15 protein-coding genes are annotated in these 18,758 nt (G+C 70.6%); 3 read left to right on the top strand and 12 right to left on the bottom strand.

The window, feature by feature from the left end; genetic code table 11:
• Positions 1-3 precede the first annotated feature (3 nt).
• Both TR42_RS02255 and fucO read left to right on the top strand, forming a co-directional pair.
• A complete protein-coding gene (locus TR42_RS02255; RefSeq protein WP_236623298.1) occupies positions 4-456 on the top strand; it encodes a DUF3237 domain-containing protein in 453 nt (150 codons plus the stop codon).
• A 164-nt stretch (positions 457-620) separates the two neighbouring features.
• The gene (gene fucO / locus TR42_RS02250; RefSeq protein WP_042212654.1) at positions 621-1,784 is read left to right on the top strand and encodes a lactaldehyde reductase; all 1,164 of its coding nucleotides are present in this window, start codon (positions 621-623) and stop codon (positions 1,782-1,784) included.
• 191 nt (positions 1,785-1,975) lie between these two features.
• Here fucO and TR42_RS02245 read toward each other — a convergent pair whose 3' ends face one another.
• The 10 genes from TR42_RS02245 to TR42_RS02200 form a co-directional block, all read right to left on the bottom strand.
• The gene (locus TR42_RS02245) at positions 1,976-2,806 is read right to left on the bottom strand and encodes a class II aldolase/adducin family protein (protein WP_042212651.1); all 831 of its coding nucleotides are present in this window, start codon (positions 2,804-2,806) and stop codon (positions 1,976-1,978) included.
• A 133-nt stretch (positions 2,807-2,939) separates the two neighbouring features.
• The gene (locus tag TR42_RS02240) at positions 2,940-4,211 is read right to left on the bottom strand and encodes an alpha-hydroxy acid oxidase (protein ID WP_042212650.1); all 1,272 of its coding nucleotides are present in this window, start codon (positions 4,209-4,211) and stop codon (positions 2,940-2,942) included.
• A gap of 2 nt (positions 4,212-4,213) precedes the next feature.
• Positions 4,214-5,641, bottom strand: coding sequence for a rhamnulokinase (locus tag TR42_RS02235; protein ID WP_042212647.1), 1,428 nt, complete (start codon positions 5,639-5,641; stop codon positions 4,214-4,216).
• Positions 5,638-7,674: a bifunctional rhamnulose-1-phosphate aldolase/short-chain dehydrogenase gene (locus TR42_RS02230; protein WP_042212645.1), complete on the bottom strand. Its 2,037-nt coding sequence runs from the start codon at positions 7,672-7,674 to the stop codon at positions 5,638-5,640. Before TR42_RS02230 ends, TR42_RS02235 begins: the two co-directional genes overlap by 4 nt.
• 64 nt (positions 7,675-7,738) lie before the next feature.
• Positions 7,739-8,089: an L-rhamnose mutarotase gene (locus tag TR42_RS02225; RefSeq protein ID WP_042212643.1), complete on the bottom strand. Its 351-nt coding sequence runs from the start codon at positions 8,087-8,089 to the stop codon at positions 7,739-7,741.
• Positions 8,090-8,092: 3 nt separating this feature from the next.
• On the bottom strand, positions 8,093-9,259 hold the full coding sequence (gene rhaI / locus TR42_RS02220) for an L-rhamnose isomerase (RefSeq protein WP_042212642.1): 1,167 nt from the start codon (positions 9,257-9,259) through the stop codon (positions 8,093-8,095).
• 182 nt (positions 9,260-9,441) lie between these two features.
• Complete coding sequence (rhaS, locus tag TR42_RS02215) at positions 9,442-10,506, bottom strand: rhamnose ABC transporter substrate-binding protein (RefSeq protein WP_042212640.1); 1,065 nt, start codon at positions 10,504-10,506, stop codon at positions 9,442-9,444.
• Positions 10,503-11,627 carry an ABC transporter permease gene (locus TR42_RS02210; RefSeq protein WP_042212638.1) on the bottom strand — a complete coding sequence of 375 codons (1,125 nt, stop codon included), beginning with the start codon at positions 11,625-11,627 and terminating at the stop codon, positions 10,503-10,505. Before TR42_RS02210 ends, rhaS begins: the two co-directional genes overlap by 4 nt.
• Positions 11,620-12,660 (bottom strand): ABC transporter permease, encoded by a 1,041-nt coding sequence (locus TR42_RS02205; protein WP_042212635.1) that lies wholly within the window; start codon positions 12,658-12,660, stop codon positions 11,620-11,622. The genes TR42_RS02210 and TR42_RS02205 overlap by 8 nt, the downstream gene beginning before the upstream one ends.
• Positions 12,657-14,183, bottom strand: coding sequence for a sugar ABC transporter ATP-binding protein (locus TR42_RS02200; protein WP_042212633.1), 1,527 nt, complete (start codon positions 14,181-14,183; stop codon positions 12,657-12,659). Before TR42_RS02200 ends, TR42_RS02205 begins: the two co-directional genes overlap by 4 nt.
• A gap of 231 nt (positions 14,184-14,414) precedes the next feature.
• On the opposite strand from TR42_RS02200, the gene TR42_RS02195 reads away from it, so the two are divergent.
• Positions 14,415-15,431 (top strand): LacI family DNA-binding transcriptional regulator, encoded by a 1,017-nt coding sequence (locus TR42_RS02195; RefSeq protein WP_042212631.1) that lies wholly within the window; start codon positions 14,415-14,417, stop codon positions 15,429-15,431.
• 25 nt (positions 15,432-15,456) lie between these two features.
• On the opposite strand, the gene TR42_RS02190 is transcribed toward TR42_RS02195, so the two are convergent.
• Together TR42_RS02190 and TR42_RS02185 are read right to left on the bottom strand one after the other, a co-directional pair.
• Positions 15,457-17,082 carry an MDR family MFS transporter gene (locus tag TR42_RS02190; RefSeq protein ID WP_074789100.1) on the bottom strand — a complete coding sequence of 542 codons (1,626 nt, stop codon included), beginning with the start codon at positions 17,080-17,082 and terminating at the stop codon, positions 15,457-15,459.
• Positions 17,083-17,146: 64 nt separating this feature from the next.
• A complete protein-coding gene (locus TR42_RS02185) occupies positions 17,147-18,721 on the bottom strand; it encodes an acyl-CoA synthetase (protein ID WP_042212629.1) in 1,575 nt (524 codons plus the stop codon).
• Positions 18,722-18,758: the final 37 nt, after the last annotated feature.

Raw genomic sequence — 18,758 nt, 5'->3', positions numbered from 1 at the left:
ACGATGGCGGCGGTGCTCGAGCACGTCTTCGACCTCCGCGTTGCGGTCGGCGAGCCGATCCGCGTGGGCCGTACCGACTCCGAGGATCTCAACGTCACGCCGATCATCGGCGGCACCGTCGAGGGCCCGCGCCTGGGCGGGCGGGTCCTCGGCGTGGGTGCGGACTGGTGGGTCACGCGCGGCGCGACCACGCAGCTCGATGCGCGCTACATCATCGAGGCGGACGACGGCTCCGCGATCGACGTGGTCAACCGCGGGTACTGGCATGCGGGCGCGGACGTCGAGCGACGTCTGGTCGCGGGGGAGGACGTGCCCGAGGAGGAGCTGTACTACCGCACGGCCTTCGTGTTCCAGACCGGAGCGGAGGCGCACCGCTGGCTCACCGAGGCGCAGTTCGTCGGGTACGCGAGGCCGGAGCCCGGACACGTGGTCATCAGGGTCCATCGCGTCGCGTGAGCCGGCGGTTGCCGGGAGGGCTTGCATGTCCTCTCGACGCTGGCATGGCACCGGCGGGACCAAGGCCCCGCGTGTGCGCGGCATGACGGTGGAACTGTGCAAGGCAGAGGTCTGCGTCAACAGCGGTGACGCGCCGCGCGCGGGCTCGCACGAGGAGGTGCAACGTGGCACATCGGATGATCTGGAACCAGACCGCGTACTTCGGCGCGGGGTCGATCGAGGTGATCCCCGGGGAGCTTGAGGCGCGAGGCTTCAGCAAGGCGTTCGTGGTCTCCGACAAGGTCCTCTTCGAGACCGGTGTGACCGCCAAGGTCACCGGACTGCTGGACGCGGCCGGGTTCCCGTACGAGGTCTACAGCGATGTGCTGCCCAACCCGCCGATCGAGAACGTGCAGGCGGGCGTCGCGGCGTTCCAGGAGGCGGGCGCGGACGTGCTCATCGCCGTCGGCGGCGGCTCGCCGCAGGACACCTGCAAGGCGATCGGCATCATCGTCGCCAACCCCGAGTTCGCCGACGTGCGCTCGCTCGAGGGCGTCGCGCCGACCAAGAACCCGTCGATCCCGATCATCGCGGTGCCCACCACCGCCGGCACCGCGTCCGAGACGACCATCAACTACGTCATCACCGACGTCGAGCGGAACCGCAAGTTCGTGTGCGTGGATCCCCACGACATCCCGATCCTCGCGGTCGTGGACGCCGACATGATGGCGACCGCGCCCCGCTCGCTCAAGGTCGCCACGGGGCTGGACGCGCTCACGCACGCGATCGAGGGCTACACCACGCAGGGCGCCTGGGAGCTGTCCGACCTCTTCCACCTCAAGGCCATCCAGGTGATCGCGGCCTCGCTGCGGGCGGCCGCGGACGGCGACGGCGAGGCGATGGAGCGCATGGCGCTCGCGCAGTACATCGCGGGCATGGGCTACTCGAACGTCGGCCTCGGCATCGTGCACGCGATGGCCCACCCGCTGGGCGCGTTCTACTCCGCGCCGCACGGCGTCGCGAACGGCATCCTGCTCGCGCCGGTCATGGCGTTCAACGCCCCGGAGACGGGGGAGAAGTACCGCGACATCGCCGCCGCCTTCGGTGTCGAGAACGCGTACGGCATGCCGCTCGAGGACGCGCGCTCGGCCGCCGTGGAGGCCGTGGCGCAGCTCACCCGCGACCTGGGCAACCCGCTCACCATCGACGAGATCGGCGCCAAGGACGTGGACATCCCCGCGCTCGCGCAGGCCGCGTTCGACGACGTCTGCGCGGGAGGCAACCCGCGCGAGACCTCGGTCGCGCAGTTCGAGACCCTTTACCGCTCGCTGCTCGGCGTGACCGTCTGAGCATCGTCTGAGCAGGGCCCCGGGTGCTGCAGCCCGGGGCCCTTCGGTCGTCCGGGGGCGCGGTTCATCACCCGATGCGGCCCGCGCCGATCGGCGACCACGGGCAACTGGGCGCCTCAGCAGTTGGATCGACCGTGATCTCGCTGCTGAGGCGCCCAGTTGACCTGCGGCGCGCCGGGTGACTCCGAAGGTCAGCCGAGCCAGGGGGAGTCGATGTCGAACGTCGTGGCGACGTCCGAGATCTCCTGCTTGGTGAGCCCCTCGGCGCGGCCGCCGGCCACGATGTCCATGTACTCGTACTTCGCGCCCGTCTCGGCGTACTCGACGCGGTCCACCGCGCGGTAGACCGAGACGTCCGAGCGCGACATGGTGCCGTGCTTGGACCACAGCGTGATCTCGAAGTCGCGCAGGCCCTCGACGTTGGCCGTGCCCATCTGCTCGGAGCCGGGGATGTAGAAGGGCAGCACCGCGATGCCCTGCGACAGCGAGACGATGCTCTCCGGCTCCCAGCGCAGGATCGCGGCGTTCATGCGCGCGGTGTCGCGGTACGCGGGGATGTGCGAGAGGTAGGTGAGGTGCGGCGGCTGCGCGTGCACCACGGCCTGGAAGTCGACGCCGCGACGCTCGACCTGGTCCTGGTGCACCGCGAGATGCGAGTTGAACTCCGAGGTGAGCTTCGCGAACTTGCGCGTGTTGGACGTGTAGAGCGTGCCGGTGAGGCCGTCCGCGTGAATCTTGACGGCGCCGATCGCGGCGAGGGGCTCCTGCTCGATCTGACGCAGGCGACGGCCCGAGCCGGTGGCGAGGACCGTGCCGCCGGCGAGGGCCGGGGCGGGCACGGGGAGGGTGATCTCCTCGGCGTTGGGGAAGTGGCGGCGCACCTCGACGTCCCAGCCCATGTAGACCGAGATGTTGCCGGCGCCGGCCTCGGACGCGTCGATCTCGCAGATGCGGGCGCCGCACTCGCCGATCTGCTCGATGATCTCGTCGAGAGTGGGCTTCGGGTGGTCGGTGGTGGCCACGAGGGTCCTCCTGTCGTCGGTGGCGCGACCCCTGTGGCGCGCCTCTCCCTTTTGGAATGAAACGATTCAACCACACGTCGACGGAGCGGCGCGCGCGCCGAAGGTCCCGGGTCTCGGGGCGACGGCGCCGTGGTCAGCGTGAGCGCTCGGACAGGGACGAGGTGGCGCGCACCGGCGCCGCGACCGGCGCCATCCGCTGGAGCTGCGTCACATGGCCGGGGTTCAGCTCCGCGACGCTCGAGACGCCCAGCAGCTTCATGGTTCGCACGATCTCCTTCGAGAGGATCTCGATCGCCCGGTCCACGCCCTCGCGTCCGCCCGCCATGAGCCCGTAGAGGTACGCGCGGCCCACGAGCGTGAAGTCCGCGCCGCACGCGAGCGCGGCGACGATGTCGGCGCCGGCCATGATGCCCGTGTCGACCACGATCTCGGTCTTCCCCTTGAGCTCGGCGGACACCGAGGGCAGCAGGCGGAAGGGGATGGGGGCGCGGTCGAGCTGGCGGCCGCCGTGGTTGGACAGCACGATGCCGTCGACGCCGCGGTCGACCACCGCTTTCGCGTCGTCGAGCGTCTGGATGCCCTTGACCGCGACCTTGCCGGGCCACTGGTCGCGGATCCACTCGAGGTCGTCGAAGTCGACGGTGGGGTCGAAGAGGCTGTCGAGCAGCTCGCCGACGGTCCCGTCCCACTCCGACAGCGACGCGAACGTGAGCGGCTCGGTGGTGAGGAAGTTCCACCACCATTCGGGCCGGGGGATCGCGTTCAGCACGGTGCGCGGTGTGAGCTGCGGCGGGATGGTGAAACCGTTGTACGAGTCCCTGAGCCGTGCGCCGGCGGCCGGCACGTCGACGGTCACCAGCAGCGTGTCGAAGCCCGCGTCCGCCGCGCGCTGCATCAGCTGCATCGACTTGTCGCGGTCCTTCTGCATGTACAGCTGGAACCAGTTGCGGCCGTCGGGGTTGGCCTCGCGCACGCCCTCGGGGGAGGTGGTGCCGAGCGTCGACAGCGAGAACGGGATGCCCGCGGCGCCCGCCGCCGACGAGCCGGCGCGCTCGCCCTCGGCCTGCATCATGCGGGTGAAGCCGGTGGGGGCGATGCCGAAGGGCATCGCCGACCGCCCGCCGAAGATCTCCACCGACGTGTCGACCCGCGACACGTCGCGCAGGATCGCGGGGTGGAACTCGATCTCACGGAACGCACGGCGCGCGCGGGCGAGCGACAGCTCCTCCTCGGCGGCGCCGTCGGTGTAGTCGAACGCGCCCTGGGGGGTGCGTCGCTTCGCGATCGCGCGCAGGTCCGCGATGGTGTGGGCCTTCGCGAGCCGCCGCTTGCGGCCGTCGAGCTCGAGAGGCTTGAAGCGCATGAGCGGCGCGAGGTCCGCCGGCCGGGGTATCCGGCGCTCCATCTTCATCGGTGCAGTCCCTTCGGGGTGAACTCTCGTGGGTTGAACGTACGCGCGACCAGGTCGCGCAGCGACTCGAGCGAGCCGGAGACCGCGCCGAGCGCGCGGCCCTGGATCAGGACGTTGCCGATCGCTGTCGCCTCGACGGGGCCGGCGAGGACGGTCATCCCGGCACGGTCGGCCGTGCGCTGGCACAGCAGCTCGTTGAGCGAGCCGCCGCCGGTGATGTGGATGCGGCGGACGTCCTGGCCCGACAGCGAGCCGGCCTGGTGGACGGCGTCGGCGAAGGCCTGGGCGAGGCTCTCGATGATGCAGCGCGCCATCTCGCCGCGCGTCCCGGGGATGCGGAGGCCGCGCTCGCCGAGCCAGGTCGCGATGCGGGCGGGCATGTCGCCGGGAGGGCTGAAGACCGCATCGTTCGCGTCGAAGATATCGACCGGCGCCGTGGTCGCGGCGGCCTCCTCGAGCAGGCGCTGGAGCTCGACCTTCTCGCCGTCGCGCTCCCACGTCCGGATGGTCTCCGACAGCAGCCAGAGCCCCATGACGTTGTGAAGGAACCGGGTCCGGCCGTCGACGCCGCCCTCGTTGGTGAAGTTCGCCTCGCGCGCCGCGTCGCTCAGCACCGGCGCCTCGGTCTCGACGCCCACGAGACCCCACGTGCCGCAGCTGATGTAGGCGCCGCCGGGCTCGGTCATGGGCGTCGCGACCACCGCGGAGGCCGTGTCGTGCGAGCCCACCGCGACCACCGGGGTGTCCGCGGAGAGGCCGGTGACGTCGGCGACCGACGCCAGGACCGTGCCGATCCGCTCGCCCGGCTGGACGATGCTCGGGAACAGGCCGCGGGGCAGGCTTAGACGGTCCATGAGCTCGCCGTCCCACTCCTTGGTCGCCACGTCGAGCAGGCCCGTGGTCGAGGCGTTGGTCGCCTCCGCCACGGTCGCGCCGGTGAGGTAGTACGCCATGAGGTCCGGCACCAGCAGCAGCCGGTCGGCGACGCCGAGCATGCCGGACTCGCGTTCGACCGCGAGCTGATAGAGCGTGTTGAACGGCAGGAACTGCAGCCCGTTGCGCGCATACAGCAGGGAGAACGGCTCATCGGCGTGGACCAGCTCGACGCCGTGCGCGGTGCGCTCGTCCCGGTAATGGAACGGCTCGCCGAGGACGCGGTCGCCGCGGAGCAGGCCGTAGTCCACGGCCCATGAGTCGATTCCGATCGACCGGATCCCCTCGTCCCATCGCGCCGCCGCGCCCAGCCCGTCGAGGACGTGCGCGTACAGCTGCTGGAGGTTCCAGTGGAGCCCGTCGGGCGTGCTCACCGGCCCGTTGGGGAAGCGGGCCATCTGGCGCACCTCCAGCGTGTCGGGACCGACCTGCCCGACCATGACGCGACCCGAGGTCGCGCCCAGGTCGACCGCGGCGACCGCCGCGCTCACCGGAGGAAGGCCGCCGCGACACCTGCGTCCACGGGCACGTGCAGCCCGGTGGTGTGCGACATGTCGGGGCCGGTGATCATGGCCGTGGCGTTCGCGACGTGCTCGGGGAGCACCTCGCGCTTCAGGATCGTGCGCTGAGCGTAGAACTTGCCCAACTCTTCCTCCTCGATTCCGTAGGTCTTGGCGCGGTTAGCGCCCCAGCCGCCGGCGAAGATGCCGGAGCCGCGCACCACGCCGTCGGGGTTGATCCCGTTGACCTTGATGCCGTGCTCGCCCAGCTCGACCGCGAGCAGGCGCACCTGGTGGGCCTGATCCGCCTTGGTGGCGGAGTAGGCGATGTTGTTCGGGCCCGCGAACACCGAGTTCTTCGACGCGATGTAGACCACGTCGCCGCCCATGCCCTGCGCGATCATCACGCGCGCCGCGGCCTGCGAGACCAGGAAGGACCCCTTGGCCATGACGTCGTGCTGCAGGTCCCAGTCCTTCTCGGTGGTCTCGAGCAGGGGCTTCGACAGGGACAGCCCGGCGTTGTTGACGATGAGGTCGACGCCTCCGAACGCCAGCACCGCCTCACCCATGGCGGCCGCGACGGCCTCCGGGTCGGCGACGTTCGCCGCGACGCCGATCGCGACGTCCGTGGTGCCGAGCTCGGCGGCGGCGGCCTGCGCCTTCTCGAGGTCGAGGTCCGCGATGACCACGCACGCGCCCTCGGCCGCGAGACGGGTGGCGATGGCCTTGCCGATGCCGGACGCGGCGCCGGTGACGAAGGCGACGCGCGTGGCGTGCGACTTCGGCTTGGGCATCCGCTGGAGCTTGGCCTCCTCGAGAGCCCAGTACTCGATGTTGAACTTCTCGGCGTCGGAGATCGGTGTGTAGGTCGACAGCGACTCGGCGCCGCGCATCACGTTGATGGCGTTGATGTAGAACTCGCCGGCGACGCGGGCGGTCTGCTTGTTCGGGCCGAAGGAGAACATGCCGACGCCGGGCACCAGGACGATGGCGGGGTCCGCGCCGCGGATCGCGGGGGAGTCCGCGGTTGCATGGGCGTCGTAGTACGCCTGGTAATCGGCGCGGTATGCCTCGTGGAGCTCGTGGAGGCGCGCGATCGCGTCCTCGACCGGCGCATCGGCCGGGAGGTCGAGCACCATCGGCTTGACCTTGGTGCGCAGGAAGTGGTCGGGGCAGGAGGTGCCCAGCGCGGCGAGGCGCGGGTGCTCGGCGGAGGCCAGGAAGTCGAGCACCACCGGGTCGTCGGTGAAGTGGCCGACCATCGGACGGTCGTACGAGGCCAGGCCGCGGATCACCGGGGCGAGCGCGATCGCCTTCGCGCGCCGCGCATCGTCCTCGAGCGCGGCGAAGCCCTCGAGCGGCGCCCCGAACGGGGCGTCCTTGCCGTGCTCGGCGATGTAGCGCGCCGCCGTGTCGATGATCTCGAGCGAGCGCGCCTCGCACTCGTCGGAGGTGTCGCCCCACGCGGTGATCCCGTGGCCGCCCAGGATGCAGCCGATCGCCTGCGGGTTGGCCTCCTTGATCTCCGCGATGTCGAGGCCCAGCTGGAAGCCGGGGCGGCGCCACGGCACCCACACGACGGTGTCGCCGAAGATGGTGCGCGTCAGCTCCTCGCCGTCGACGGCGGTCGCGATCGCGATGCCGGCGTCGGGGTGGAGGTGGTCGACGTGCGCGGCGTCCACGAGGCCGTGCATCGCGGTGTCGATCGACGGCGCGGCGCCGCCGCGGCCGTGGAGGCAGTAGTCGAAGGCGGCGACTATCTCGTCCTCGCGCTCGACGCCGGGGTAGGTGTCGACCAGGCCCTTGAGGCGGTCGAGGCGGAGCACGGCTAGGCCGTTGGTGCCCAGCGTTCCGAGATCGCCGCCGGAGCCCTTGACCCACACGAGCTCGACCTGCTCGCCGGTGGCGGGGTCGAGGTCGGTGCCCTTGGCGGACGTGTTGCCGCCGGCGTAGTTGGTGTTCCGGGGGTCGGAGCCGAGGCGGTTGGAGCGAGCGATGAGCTCCGCGGCGGTGGGATTGGTCATGGGGACAGGTCCTTTCCGGGGAAGAAGGGGAGCCGTGGCGGGTGCCCGGCGGAGGTTCTGAGGCTCAGGGCTGCAGGCCCTGAGCGGCGAGCTGGTCGGCGAGGTTGAAGATCTCGGGGAGCTGCGGTGCTCCCTGGTCGGCGCGCTCGCCCTCGAGCGATACGAAGAAGGGCGCCATGGTCTCCTCCCAGCGCGCGGTGCGTGGGTCGGCGGCCAGGGCCGCGGCGGACGCCTCGTCGTCGTCCGTCTCGTAGCAGCCGACGAGCAGCCCGTCCGGGCGCAGGAACAGCGAGTAGCTCCTGCGCCCGGCGTCGCGGATGGCCTCGAGCATCTCGGGCCAGACCGCGCGGTGCGCGTCGACGTACTCCTCGAGGCGGTCGGGATCCACCTGGAGGGTGAAGCACACCCGGGGCATGGCTCAGGCGCCCCAGCCCGCCTGGACGCCGCCGACGCGCTCCTCGGCGATCGCGGCGAGGTAGCCCGAGTCGGCGAAGGCCGCCATCGGGTCGGCGGGGAGGCCGCGCTCGACGCGGTACTCCGCGAGGTCGGCGCGGACGTCCGTGTAGAAGGCGTCCATGAAGATCCCGTTCGCGGTGAGGACGTCGCCCTCGACCTGTGCCGACGTCAGCGCCTCACGGTCGAGCAGCAGCGCCCGTGCCGTCATCTCCTGGACGTTGAGCACGCTGCGGATCTGCCCGGGGATCTTGTCCTCGATGTTGTGGCACTGGTCGAGCATGAACGCCGTGTCGCCGTCCTTGCCGTAGCCGCCGCCACGGATCACCTCGACGATGATCCGGAACAGCTGGAACGGGTCCGCGGCGCCGACGATGAGGTCGTCGTCCGCGTAGTTGCGCGAGTTGAAGTCGAAGGATCCGAGCTTGCCCAGGCGCAGGAGCTGCATCACGATGAACTCGATGTTGGTGCTGGGCGCATGGTGGCCGGTGTCGAGGCACACGGTCGCGCGCTCGCCGAGGGCCGCCACCTGGGCGTACGACGTACCCCAGTCCGGCACGTCCATGTGATAGAACGCCGGCTCGAAGATCTTGTACTCGAGCACCAGGCGCTGCTGCTCGCCGATCCGCGCGTAGATCTCCTGGAGCGACTCGGCCATCCGGTCCTGGCGGCCGCGCATGTCGTCCTGGCCGGCGTAGTTGGTGCCGTCCGCGAGCCAGATCTTGAGGTCGCGCGAGCCCGTCTCGTCCATGATGTCGATGCACTCGAGGTGGTGGTCGATCGCCTTGCGGCGGATGCGGTCGTCGCGGTGGGCGAGCGACCCGAGCTTGTAGTCCTCGTCCTGGAAGGTGTTCGAGTTGATGGTGCCGAGCGCGACCCCGTGGGCCTCCGCATGCTTGCGGAGCTCCGCGTAGTCGTCGACCTTGTCCCACGGGATGTGCAGGGCGACCGACGGGGCGAGACCCGTGAACTTGTGGACCTGGGCGGCGTCCGCGATCTTCTCGAACGGGTCGCGCGGGGTGCCGGGGGTGCCGAACACGCGGAAGCGCGTGCCCGAGTTGCCGAAGGCCCACGAGGGGAGCTCGATGGCCTGCTCCTCGAGGCGGCTTGCGACGTGGCTGCTGAAGGCCATGGGTCTCTCCTTCGAGATGGGCCCCGGGGTGTCGAGGGTCGACGTCGACCGATCGCTCCGAGGCGGGCGTTGAAACGATTCAAACCATACGGGTGGACGATGCGCCGGTCAAGTCCGCCCGGAAGGGCGGAGCCCGGCCCGATGCATCGTGCGCATTCGGACCGGGCTCCGGGTGACGGCTCCTAGAAGTCGAAGTCGCCGATGTTGTCCGCGTTGAAGCGGTAGGGCTCGCCGAGCAGGACGGTGCCGTCGGCGCCGACCTCGTACGAGCCGAGCTCGCCGGCCTCGAAGGTGTCGCCCTCCGCGCCGGTGATCTCGCCCTCGATGAGGGCCTTGGCGGCGTACGCCGCGAGGTAGCCCAGGTCCGCGGGGTTCCACAGCGCGAACTCGGTGACGGTGCCGTCCTCGACGTACTCGCGCATCTGGTTGGGCGTGCCGAGCCCGGTGATCGCGACCTCGCCCTTGGCGTCCGAGGTCGACAGGTAGCGTGCGGCCGCCGAGATGCCGACCGTCGTGGGCGAGATGATGCCCTTGAGGTCGGGGTAGGTCTGCAGCAGGGCGGCGGTCTTGTCGAACGAAGTCTGGTCGTCGTCGTCGCCGTAGACCGTCTCGACCAGCTCGATGTCCGGGTGGTCGGCCGCGAGGATCTCCTCCATCATCTCGATCCACGCGTTCTGGTTGGTCGCGTTGGCCGAGGCGGACAGGATCGCGATCTGACCGGCGTCGCCGATCTGCTCGGCGATCATGTCGACCTGCACCTGCGCGATGCCCTCCGCGGTGGCCTGGTTGATGAAGATGTCACGGCACTCGGCGTTGGTGTCGGAGTCGTAGGTGACCACCTTGACGCCGGCGTCGCGGGCCTCGTTGAGCGCGTCGCAGATCGCCGCCGGGTCGTTGGCGGACACGACGAGCGCACCCACGCCCTGCTGGGTCGCGGTGTTGATGAACGAGACCTGCGAGTCCGGGGTCGCCTCCGCGGGACCCACCTCCTCGTACGTGCCGCCGAACTCCTCGATCGCGGACGCGCCGCCGACCGAGTTCGAGGTGTCGAAGTAGGCGTTGCCCAGGTTCTTGGGCAGGAACGTGATGGCGAGGTTGGCATCGCTCATCGAGTCGCCGCCGCCACCGCCCGCGCTCTCGGAGGACTCGCTGCCGGAGTCCCCGGAGGAACAGCCGGCGAGGACCAGCGCGACCGCGGCGACGAGCGCCGCCGCGCCGCCGCGCGACTTCGTGATCGGGAACTTCATTGTTCTTCCTCTCCCATGGTGGACCGTCGCGCCACGGTGGCATCGGCGGCCTGTGCCGGGCGCGGATCCGCTGACGCGGGGTCCTCGCCCTCTTTCTTCCCTCGTCTCCGGGCGCGGCGTGACTGCGCCCAGGCGAGAAGGCTCGGCGACACCACCGACAGGATCAGCAGGGTGCCGGTGATGACGTTGATGACGTCGGAGGTGACGCTGGCGAGACGCAGCGCGCTCGCCATGGCGCCGATGAGCAGGGCGCCGGCGATGGGGCCGTGCAGGGCGCCGCGGCCGCCGAAGATGCTCACCCCGCCGAGGAGCACCGCGGCGACGACGCTGAGCTCGAGGCCCGTCGCGTTGTCGCCTCGCGCGCTCCCGTACCGGAGCGTGTAGTAGATGCCGGCCAGCGCGGCCACGGTGCCGCTGAGGATGAACAGGATCAGCTTGGTGCGGCCGACGCGGACGCCCGAGAAGTGCGCCGCCTCCTTCGACTGGCCGATCGCGAAGATCCCGCGCCCGAACGGGGTGAAGTGCAGCAGCCACCCGAAGACGATCGCGAGGACCACGACGAGCACGATGATGGCGGGGACCGGCGTACCGGGGATCTTGTTAGTCACGAGATCCCGCCACGAGTCGGGGAAGTCCGTGATCGCGGTGGTGCCCAGGAGACCGACGGCGAGCCCGCGGAAGAGCGCGAGCGTACCGATGGTGACCGCGAGAGACGGCAGTCCGACCACGGTCACGAGGAAGCCGTTGATCGCTCCGGCCACGGCTCCCGCGGCGATCGCGAGCAGCGCGGCGACCGCGAAGGGAAGGCCGGCCTGGTAGAGCGTGCCGGTGAGCACCGACGACAGGCCGACGACGCTCGCGACGGACAGATCGATCTCTCCGGTGACGATGACCAGGGTCATCGGCAGCGCGATGAGCAGGATCGCCGCGACGTCGAGGAACAGGTACGTGTAGGTGATCGACGAGGCGAAGTTGTCGACCGCGACGCTGGCGAAGGCGATCACGCCGATGAGCGCGGCGACCACCGCCATCTCCCGCGTGAGCAGCATCCGCTGCCAACGGGGGCGCTGGAAGTCGCGGTAGGTCCGCGAGGTGGTCGGGGTGAGCGTGGTGCTAGCCATGGCTGCGCTCCCTCTCCTTGGCGAGGGTGCGTTCCTGTCGTCTCGCAGCCAGGCTGTCGAGCACGATCGCACCGATGATGAGCGCGCCCACCACGGCCTGCTGCCAGAAGTCCTGCACCCCGAGCACAGGGAGGGACCGGTTGATGGTCATGAGCAGGAAGGCGCCGATCGCGGCCCCGAAGACGGTGCCGCTGCCGCCGAAGATCGCGACTCCGCCGATGACCGCGGCGCCGACGGCCTGAAGCTCGTAGCCCGATCCCACCTGCGAGTTCACGGTCCCGTAGCGGGCCGCGTACAGCACGCCGGCGAGCCCGGCGAGCGCGCCGGAGACGACGAAGGCCGTGATGAGGCGACGGCGGACGTTGAGGCCGTAGAGGGTCGCGGCGTCGGGGTCGGAGCCCATCGCGTAGAACTCGCGACCGCCGCGCTGCGTGGTCATGTACCAGCCCGCCGCCGCCAGGACCACGAGGGCGATGATCGTGATGATCGGGATCCGCCAGATCGCGCTGGTGCCCAGGTCGAGGAAGTCGCGCGGCATGTCCGAGGCGTTGATGCGGTCGGATCCCGTCCACATGACGTTGATGCCGCGGAACGCGTACAGCGTGCCCAGCGTCACCACGAGGCTCGGCACCTTGGCGAAGGCCACGATCGCGCCGTTGATCAGCCCCAGCAGGCCCCCGAAGGCGAGGCCGATGAGGAAGACCAGGGGCCAGGGGAGCCACGGCATGTCGACGAAGACCGTGCCGACCAGGTACGCGGTGAGGCCCATCACCGAGCCGACCGACAGGTCGACGTTGCGCGTGATGATCACCATGGCCTGGCCCACCGCGATGAGCATGAGCAGCGATGGGGTGACGAGGAGATCGCGGAAGCCGTCGTTGGAGAAGAGGAAGTTCGGGTTCTTCGCCGTCGTGACGGCGACGACGAGGATGAAGGCCGCCAGCACGCCCACCTCGCGCTGCTTGACGAGCGCGAGCGCGCGAGCCCCGAGGCTCGACGTGGCGGCGCGGTCCGGCGCATCGGTGAGCGTCATCGGGCGACCTCCACGTCGTGGGTGGCGGCGTACATGACCGCCTCGGGGGTGGCCTCCTCGCGCGTGAGGTTCGCGGTGATCCGACCCTCGTGGACCACGAGGACACGGTCGGCCATGCCGAGCACCTCGGGCAGCTCGGAGGAGATCATGAGGATCGCGAGTCCCTGTCCCGCGAGGTCCGACAGCAGGCGGTGGACCTCGGACTTGGTGCCGACGTCGATGCCGCGCGTGGGCTCGTCGACGATGAGCACGCGCGGCTCGGTCGCGAGCCACTTCGCGATGACCACCTTCTGCTGGTTGCCTCCGGACAGCGTGCCGGCGAGCGTGTCGAGCGATGGGGCGCGGACCTCGAAGCGCGCGGCCCACTCGCGGGCCGAGGCGTTCTCGGCCGCGCTGGTGAGCACGCCCGCACGGGTGAGGCGGTCGCGGATGGTGAGGGTCACGTTGCGCGCGATCCCGGAGTCGAGCACGGCGCCCTGGCGGCGGCGGTCCTCGGGGATGAGCGCGAGCCCCTGGCGCATCGCCGCGGCGGGGTCGCCGCCGGCGAGGCGGCGGCCCGCGACCGTGACGGTGCCGGCATCGTACGGATCCACGCCGAAGGCGGCGCGGGCGATCTCCGAGCGCCCCGCGCCCACGAGCCCGGCGAGCGCGACGATCTCGCCCGCCCGCACCTCGAAGCTGACGTCATGGAACACGCCGGTGCGCGTGAGGCCCTCGACCTCGAGCAGCACGTCGCCCACCGGTGCGACGGTCTTGGGGAACAGGTCGGTGACGTCGCGTCCCACCATCTCCCGCACCAGCCGGTCGACGGTCGTGTCCGCGATCGCACTGGTCGAGATGTACTCGCCGTCGCGCATGACCGTGACGGTGTCGCACAGGTCGAAGACCTCGTCGAAGCGGTGAGAGATGAACAGCAGCGCGCGGCCCTCGTCGCGCAGCGCCCGCGCGACGCCGAAGAGGCGCTCGACCTCGACGCCCGAGAGGGCCGCGGTCGGCTCGTCCATGACGAGGACCTTCGCGTCGAGCGACATCGCCTTGGCGATCTCGACCAGCTGCTGGTCCGCGATCGACAGGCCTCGCGTGGGACGGTCGGGGTCGACGTGGACGCCGAGCTGCTCGAACAGCGCGACCACCTCTGCCCGCATGGCCCGCTTGTCGATGCGCCCGAGCGAGAGCGTGGGCTGGCGGCCCATGAACACGTTCTCGGTCACGCTGAGGTCGGGGAACAGCGTCGGCTCCTGGTAGATCACCGCGATGCCGGCGCCCTTGGACTCCGCGGTGGTCCCGAAGTCCACCGGCTCGCCCAGGTACTCGAACGTGCCGGCGTCGCGCTGGTACAGGCCCGCGATGATCTTGACGAGCGTGGACTTGCCGGCGCCGTTCTCGCCGATGAGCGCGTGGATCGAGCCCGGCCGGAGCGTGAGGCTGCCCGACCGCAGCGCGACCACGGGGCCGAAGGACTTCGCCACGCCGTCCAGCACGAGCGCGGGGGCCGCCGGGGTGGCGGCTGGGGGAGCTGTCATCGTCGACCTATCCGTCCGTCGTCGTTCCACCTCGTTGTGAAACGATTCATACCCTTGCGAAAGTAGTGTGAGGGCGGAGGGCTGTCAACGCGGACATGTCACGAACCCGTAACGATCACGGCCTCAGGGACCTTGGGCCCTGGCGGTGCGACGCGGCGTACGGCGCTGGTTTCGGGCCGGGTTGGAAGGTTTCAGTATCCTGGCGCCAGGATTCGAGCGAGGAGGCAGGTCATGGCCGTGAGCGTGCGCGAGGTGGCGGCGCGAGCCGGGGTGTCTGTCGGGACCGTCTCGAACGTCCTCAACCGTCCCGAGCAGGTGAAGCCGGAGACGGTCGCGCGGGTCAGGGCCGCGATCGACGCGCTCGGGTACGTCCCCAACGATGCGGCGCGCCAGCTGCGCGCCGGCCGCAGCCAGAGCCTCGCTCTGCTGGTGCTCGACGTCGGCAACCCCTTCTTCACGGATGTCGCGCGCGGCGCCGAGAAGCGGGCCGCGGAGGAGGGCCTCACCGTGCTGCTCGCCAACTCCGACGAGTCGGCCGAGCGGGAGGCGGGACACCTCGACGTGTTCGAGCGGCAGCGCGTGAGCGGGGTCCTGATCTCGCCGGTCGACGGCGACTACGGGCGCCTCGAGGAGCTGCGTCGGCACGGCATCCCGGTGGTCCTCGTGGATCGCGGCGCCGATCAGGCGCGCTTCGCCTCGGTCTCCGTGGACGATGTCGAGGGCGGGCGCCTCGCCGCGCGTCACCTGCTCGAGCGCGGATGCAGGAGGCTGGCCTTCGTCGGCGGCCCGCTGCGCATCGGACAGGTCGCCGACCGATTCCAGGGCGCGTCCGCTGCCGTCGCCGAGCACGGCTCCGCGACCATCCAGCTGCTCGGCACCGACGAGATGTCCCTTGACGAGGGCCGTCGCGTGGGCGAGGCGCTGCGTCCGCTCATCAGGGAGACCGGCGTCGACGGCATCGTCGCCGCGAACGACCTCCTCGCGATCGGTGTGGAGCGCGCGCTGCTCTTCGGGCCCGACCCGATCCGGGTGCCGGACGAGGTCGCGCTGGTCGGCTACGACGACATCTCCTTCGCGGCGTCTGCGGTGGTGCCGATCTCCTCGGTGCGTCAGCCACGCGAGCTCATCGGCGCCACCGCGGTCGAGCTGCTCCTCGCCGAGGCGTCCCGCCCGGACACCGAGGCGCCCAGGCATGTGGTCTACGCGCCCGAGCTGGTGGTGCGGGACTCGTCGACGCGCTCGGCGTAGGAGCAGGCTGGGCGCGCGGCTCGCGTCACGGCCGCGCCGTCCCGGCCTCCTCGCCGACCTCATCGTCGTCGTGACGCTCCAGGTACGCGCCCGAGCCGCCGTCGACCTCGAAGGACTCGGGCACCGCGTCCTCGCGTTGTGAGGTCCGCAGCGGCTCCTCCTTGACGAAGACGAGCAGCACGAGCGCGACGAGCGTGAGCGGCACGATCGACAGGAACACCGGCGTGAGCGCGTCGTTGTACGAGCCGATGATGACGTCCTGCGCCGCCTGGGGGAGGGTGCCCACGATCTCCGGCGTGATGCTGTTGGCGCCCTCGATGCCACCCGCCGCCACGTCGGGCGGGATGCGCTCCGTGAGCAGGTCGATGAGGTTGTTGGTGAAGATCGACCCGACCACCGCGGCCCCGAGGGAGGCGCCGATCTGCCGGAAGAAGTTGTTGGCCGCGGTCGCCGTGCCCACCATCGTGAGGGGGAAGGTGTTCTGCACGATCAGCACGAGCGTCTGCATCATCATGCCCAGCCCCATGCCGAAGACCGCGAGGTAGACGCAGGTGAGCCAGAGCCCGCGCTCGGGCGTCATCGTGGACAGCAGGTACAGCCCGAGGGTCACGATGGCGGCGCCCATGATGGGGTAGCGCTTGTACCGCCCCGTGCGCGACACCGTGTTGCCCACGATGATCGACGTGGGCAGCATCGCGCCCATCATCGGGATCATCAGGAGCCCGGCCTCCGTGGCGCCCACCTGGCCCACCATCTGCAGGTAGGTGGGCATGTAGGCGAGGGTGCCGAACATCGCGATGCCGATCAGCAGGCCCGCGGCGGTGGTGAGGTTGAAGTTCCGGCGGCTGAAGAGCATGAGCGGCATCACCGGCTCCTTCGCGCGCCGCTCGACAGCCACGAACACGATGCCGGCCACCACCGTCAGCGCGATGAGGCTGATGATGAGCGGATCGGTCCACTCGTAGTGCCCGCCGCCCCACGACGTGAACATCACCAGGGACGATGCGGCGACGGCCAGCAGCACCATGCCGGCGACATCCAGCGTCGGGCGCCCGCGTTCCTGCGGGCTGGGGTGCAGGAAGAACATCACGGACCCGATCGCGACGGCGCCGAGCGGCACGTTGATCCACAGGCACCACTGCCAGCCCGGCCCGTCGGTGAACCAGCCGCCCAGCAGCGGCCCGATCACCGAGGACACGGCGAACGCGGCTCCCATGAGCCCCATGTACTTGGCACGCTCGCGGGCGGGCACGATGTCCGCGATGACCGCCTGCGACAGGATCATGAGCCCGCCGCCGCCGAGGCCCTGGATCGCGCGCCCGACGATGAGCTCCGTCATGCCGGTCGCGAGCGCGCCGACCACCGACCCGACGATGAACACGGTGATCGCGCCGATGAACAGCGACTTGCGGCCGATGAGGTCGCCCACCTTGCCGTACACCGGCATCATGATCGTCGCGGCGAGGATGTACGCGGTGGTCACCCACAGCATGTGGTCGACGCCGTCGAGCTCGCCGACGATCGTGGGAAGCGCCGTCGAGAAGATGGTCTGATCGAGCGCGGACAGCAGCATGGCGGTCATGAGGCCGACCATGACGAGCAGGATCTCCCTGCGACCGGCCGCGGGGGCCTCACCGTGAGTCGATGTCATACCTGCCATCTTGCGGGCTGCGGGCCGCCGATGCGCGGGGAGACCTCTCTGTACCCGGCGTCGCTCAGCGCGCGTCGCCCGCCGCGGTCCCGGACGGCGCGCGGGCATCGTCCGGCAGCGCCGGGAACTGCGCGCGCAGCTCGATCTTGCGGACCTTGCCGCTCGCGGTGCGGGGGAGGTCGTCCACCAGGATCGCCGCGCGCGGGAGCTTGTACTTCGCGACCCGGCCGCGCACGTGGCTCAGGATGTCCTCCGGCGTGACCTCGGCGCCCTCGTGGAGCGCGACGACCGCGAGCGGCACCTCGCCCCAGCGCTCGTCGGGCACGCCGATGACGGCGACCGACCGCACCTCGGGCATCTCCATCACCAGCTGCTCGATCTCGGCGGGGTACACGTTCTCGCCGCCCGAGATGATCATGTCCTTGAGGCGGTCGGTGACGGTGAGGTAGCCGTCCTCGTCGAGCCGGCCGACGTCGCCGGTGCGCAGCCACTCGCCGTCGCGCGCCTCGGCCGTCGCCTCGGGGCGACGCCAGTACTCGCGGATGACGTTCGGGCCGCTGATCTGGATCTCGCCCGCCTCGCCGGGCGGCAGCACATCGCCCTCGGGGCCGACGATGCGCACGTCGGTGAAGAAGTGCGCGAGGCCGGACGTGCCCACGTGGTCCCGTGTCTTGGTCACCGGGAGGGACGTCGCGCCGGGGGAGGCCTCGGTCATCCCGTAGCCGCTCGAGAACGCGAGCCCGCGCGCCTCGTACGCCTCGACCACGCGCGCCGGCATCGCCGAGCCGCCGCACGTGAGCTTGCGGATGCTCGACAGATCGGTCGACTCCCAGTCGGGGTGCTCCGAGAGGAACTGGAAGGTGGTCGGGACGCCCGAGAGGCTGGTGATGCCGTGCTCGGCGACCGCGCGCAGCACGTCGCCCCCGTCGAAGCGCTCGTGGAGCACCACCGCGCCGCCCTTGAGCAGCGTGGGCAGCGCGCCCATGCTGAGCGCCGCGACGTGGAACATCGGCGACATCATCATCGCGACCTCGTCCCGCGTGACGTCGTAGTCGACGATCGCGTTGATGACGTTCCAGGTGAGGTTGCCGTGGGTGAGGACCGCGCCCTTGGGGCGTCCGGTGGTGCCGGACGTGTAGAGGATCATCGCAGGGTCCTCCAGCGTGACCTCGACGTCGAGCGTCCACGGCTCCGTCGCCGCGACGACCTCGTCGAGGCTCTCCACGGCCGGCAGGTCCGCCTCGCCGTCGACCACCAGGCGCTTGCGGATCCCGCTCGACCACGCGGCCGCCCGCGCAAGCGAGCGGACCGACTCGTGGGTCACCAGGAACACCGCGCCCGAGTCCTCGATCATGTACTCGAGCTCGCGCGGCGCGAGGCGGGTGTTGAGCGGCACGAAGACCGCGCCCAGCGCGCCGCACGCGAAGAACGTGGTGAGGAAGTCCGGGGTGTTGTTGCCCAGATACACGAGCCGGTCGCGCTTGGCGAGCCCGCGGTCGGCGAGGGCCTGCGTGAGCCGCGCCACCCTGTCCGCGAACTCGTCGTAGGTGTAGCTGCCGCCCGGCCAGATGAGCGCCGTGTCGCCTTCGGACTTGATGCGTCGTCGTGCGATCCAGTCGCCGAGCCCCTGGTTCTTCATGTCATCCTCGCTGATGCAATGGGGGGTGGGGTGTTGC

This window comes from Demequina mangrovi (genome assembly GCF_000759715.1).
GTDB lineage: Bacteria > Actinomycetota > Actinomycetes > Actinomycetales > Demequinaceae > Demequina > Demequina mangrovi.
Note: the sequence above shows the minus strand (reverse complement) of the source record. Positions and strands in the feature narration are given on the sequence as shown.

What these genes read in the sequence shown, in the direction of transcription:
- TR42_RS02200 (WP_042212633.1), bottom strand. Translation starts at nt 14,183, where the DNA reads ATGACAGCTCCCCCAGCCGCCACCCCGGCGGCCCCCGCGCTCGTGCTG.
- rhaI (WP_042212642.1), bottom strand. Translation starts at nt 9,259, where the DNA reads ATGGCCTTCAGCAGCCACGTCGCAAGCCGCCTCGAGGAGCAGGCCATC.
- rhaS (WP_042212640.1), bottom strand. Translation starts at nt 10,506, where the DNA reads ATGAAGTTCCCGATCACGAAGTCGCGCGGCGGCGCGGCGGCGCTCGTC.
- TR42_RS02255 (WP_236623298.1), top strand. Translation starts at nt 4, where the DNA reads ATGGCGGCGGTGCTCGAGCACGTCTTCGACCTCCGCGTTGCGGTCGGC.
- TR42_RS02210 (WP_042212638.1), bottom strand. Translation starts at nt 11,627, where the DNA reads ATGGCTAGCACCACGCTCACCCCGACCACCTCGCGGACCTACCGCGAC.
- TR42_RS02195 (WP_042212631.1), top strand. Translation starts at nt 14,415, where the DNA reads ATGGCCGTGAGCGTGCGCGAGGTGGCGGCGCGAGCCGGGGTGTCTGTC.
- TR42_RS02230 (WP_042212645.1), bottom strand. Translation starts at nt 7,674, where the DNA reads ATGACCAATCCCACCGCCGCGGAGCTCATCGCTCGCTCCAACCGCCTC.
- TR42_RS02190 (WP_074789100.1), bottom strand. Translation starts at nt 17,082, where the DNA reads ATGACATCGACTCACGGTGAGGCCCCCGCGGCCGGTCGCAGGGAGATC.
- TR42_RS02205 (WP_042212635.1), bottom strand. Translation starts at nt 12,660, where the DNA reads ATGACGCTCACCGATGCGCCGGACCGCGCCGCCACGTCGAGCCTCGGG.
- TR42_RS02240 (WP_042212650.1), bottom strand. Translation starts at nt 4,211, where the DNA reads ATGGAGCGCCGGATACCCCGGCCGGCGGACCTCGCGCCGCTCATGCGC.
- TR42_RS02225 (WP_042212643.1), bottom strand. Translation starts at nt 8,089, where the DNA reads ATGCCCCGGGTGTGCTTCACCCTCCAGGTGGATCCCGACCGCCTCGAG.
- TR42_RS02185 (WP_042212629.1), bottom strand. Translation starts at nt 18,721, where the DNA reads ATGAAGAACCAGGGGCTCGGCGACTGGATCGCACGACGACGCATCAAG.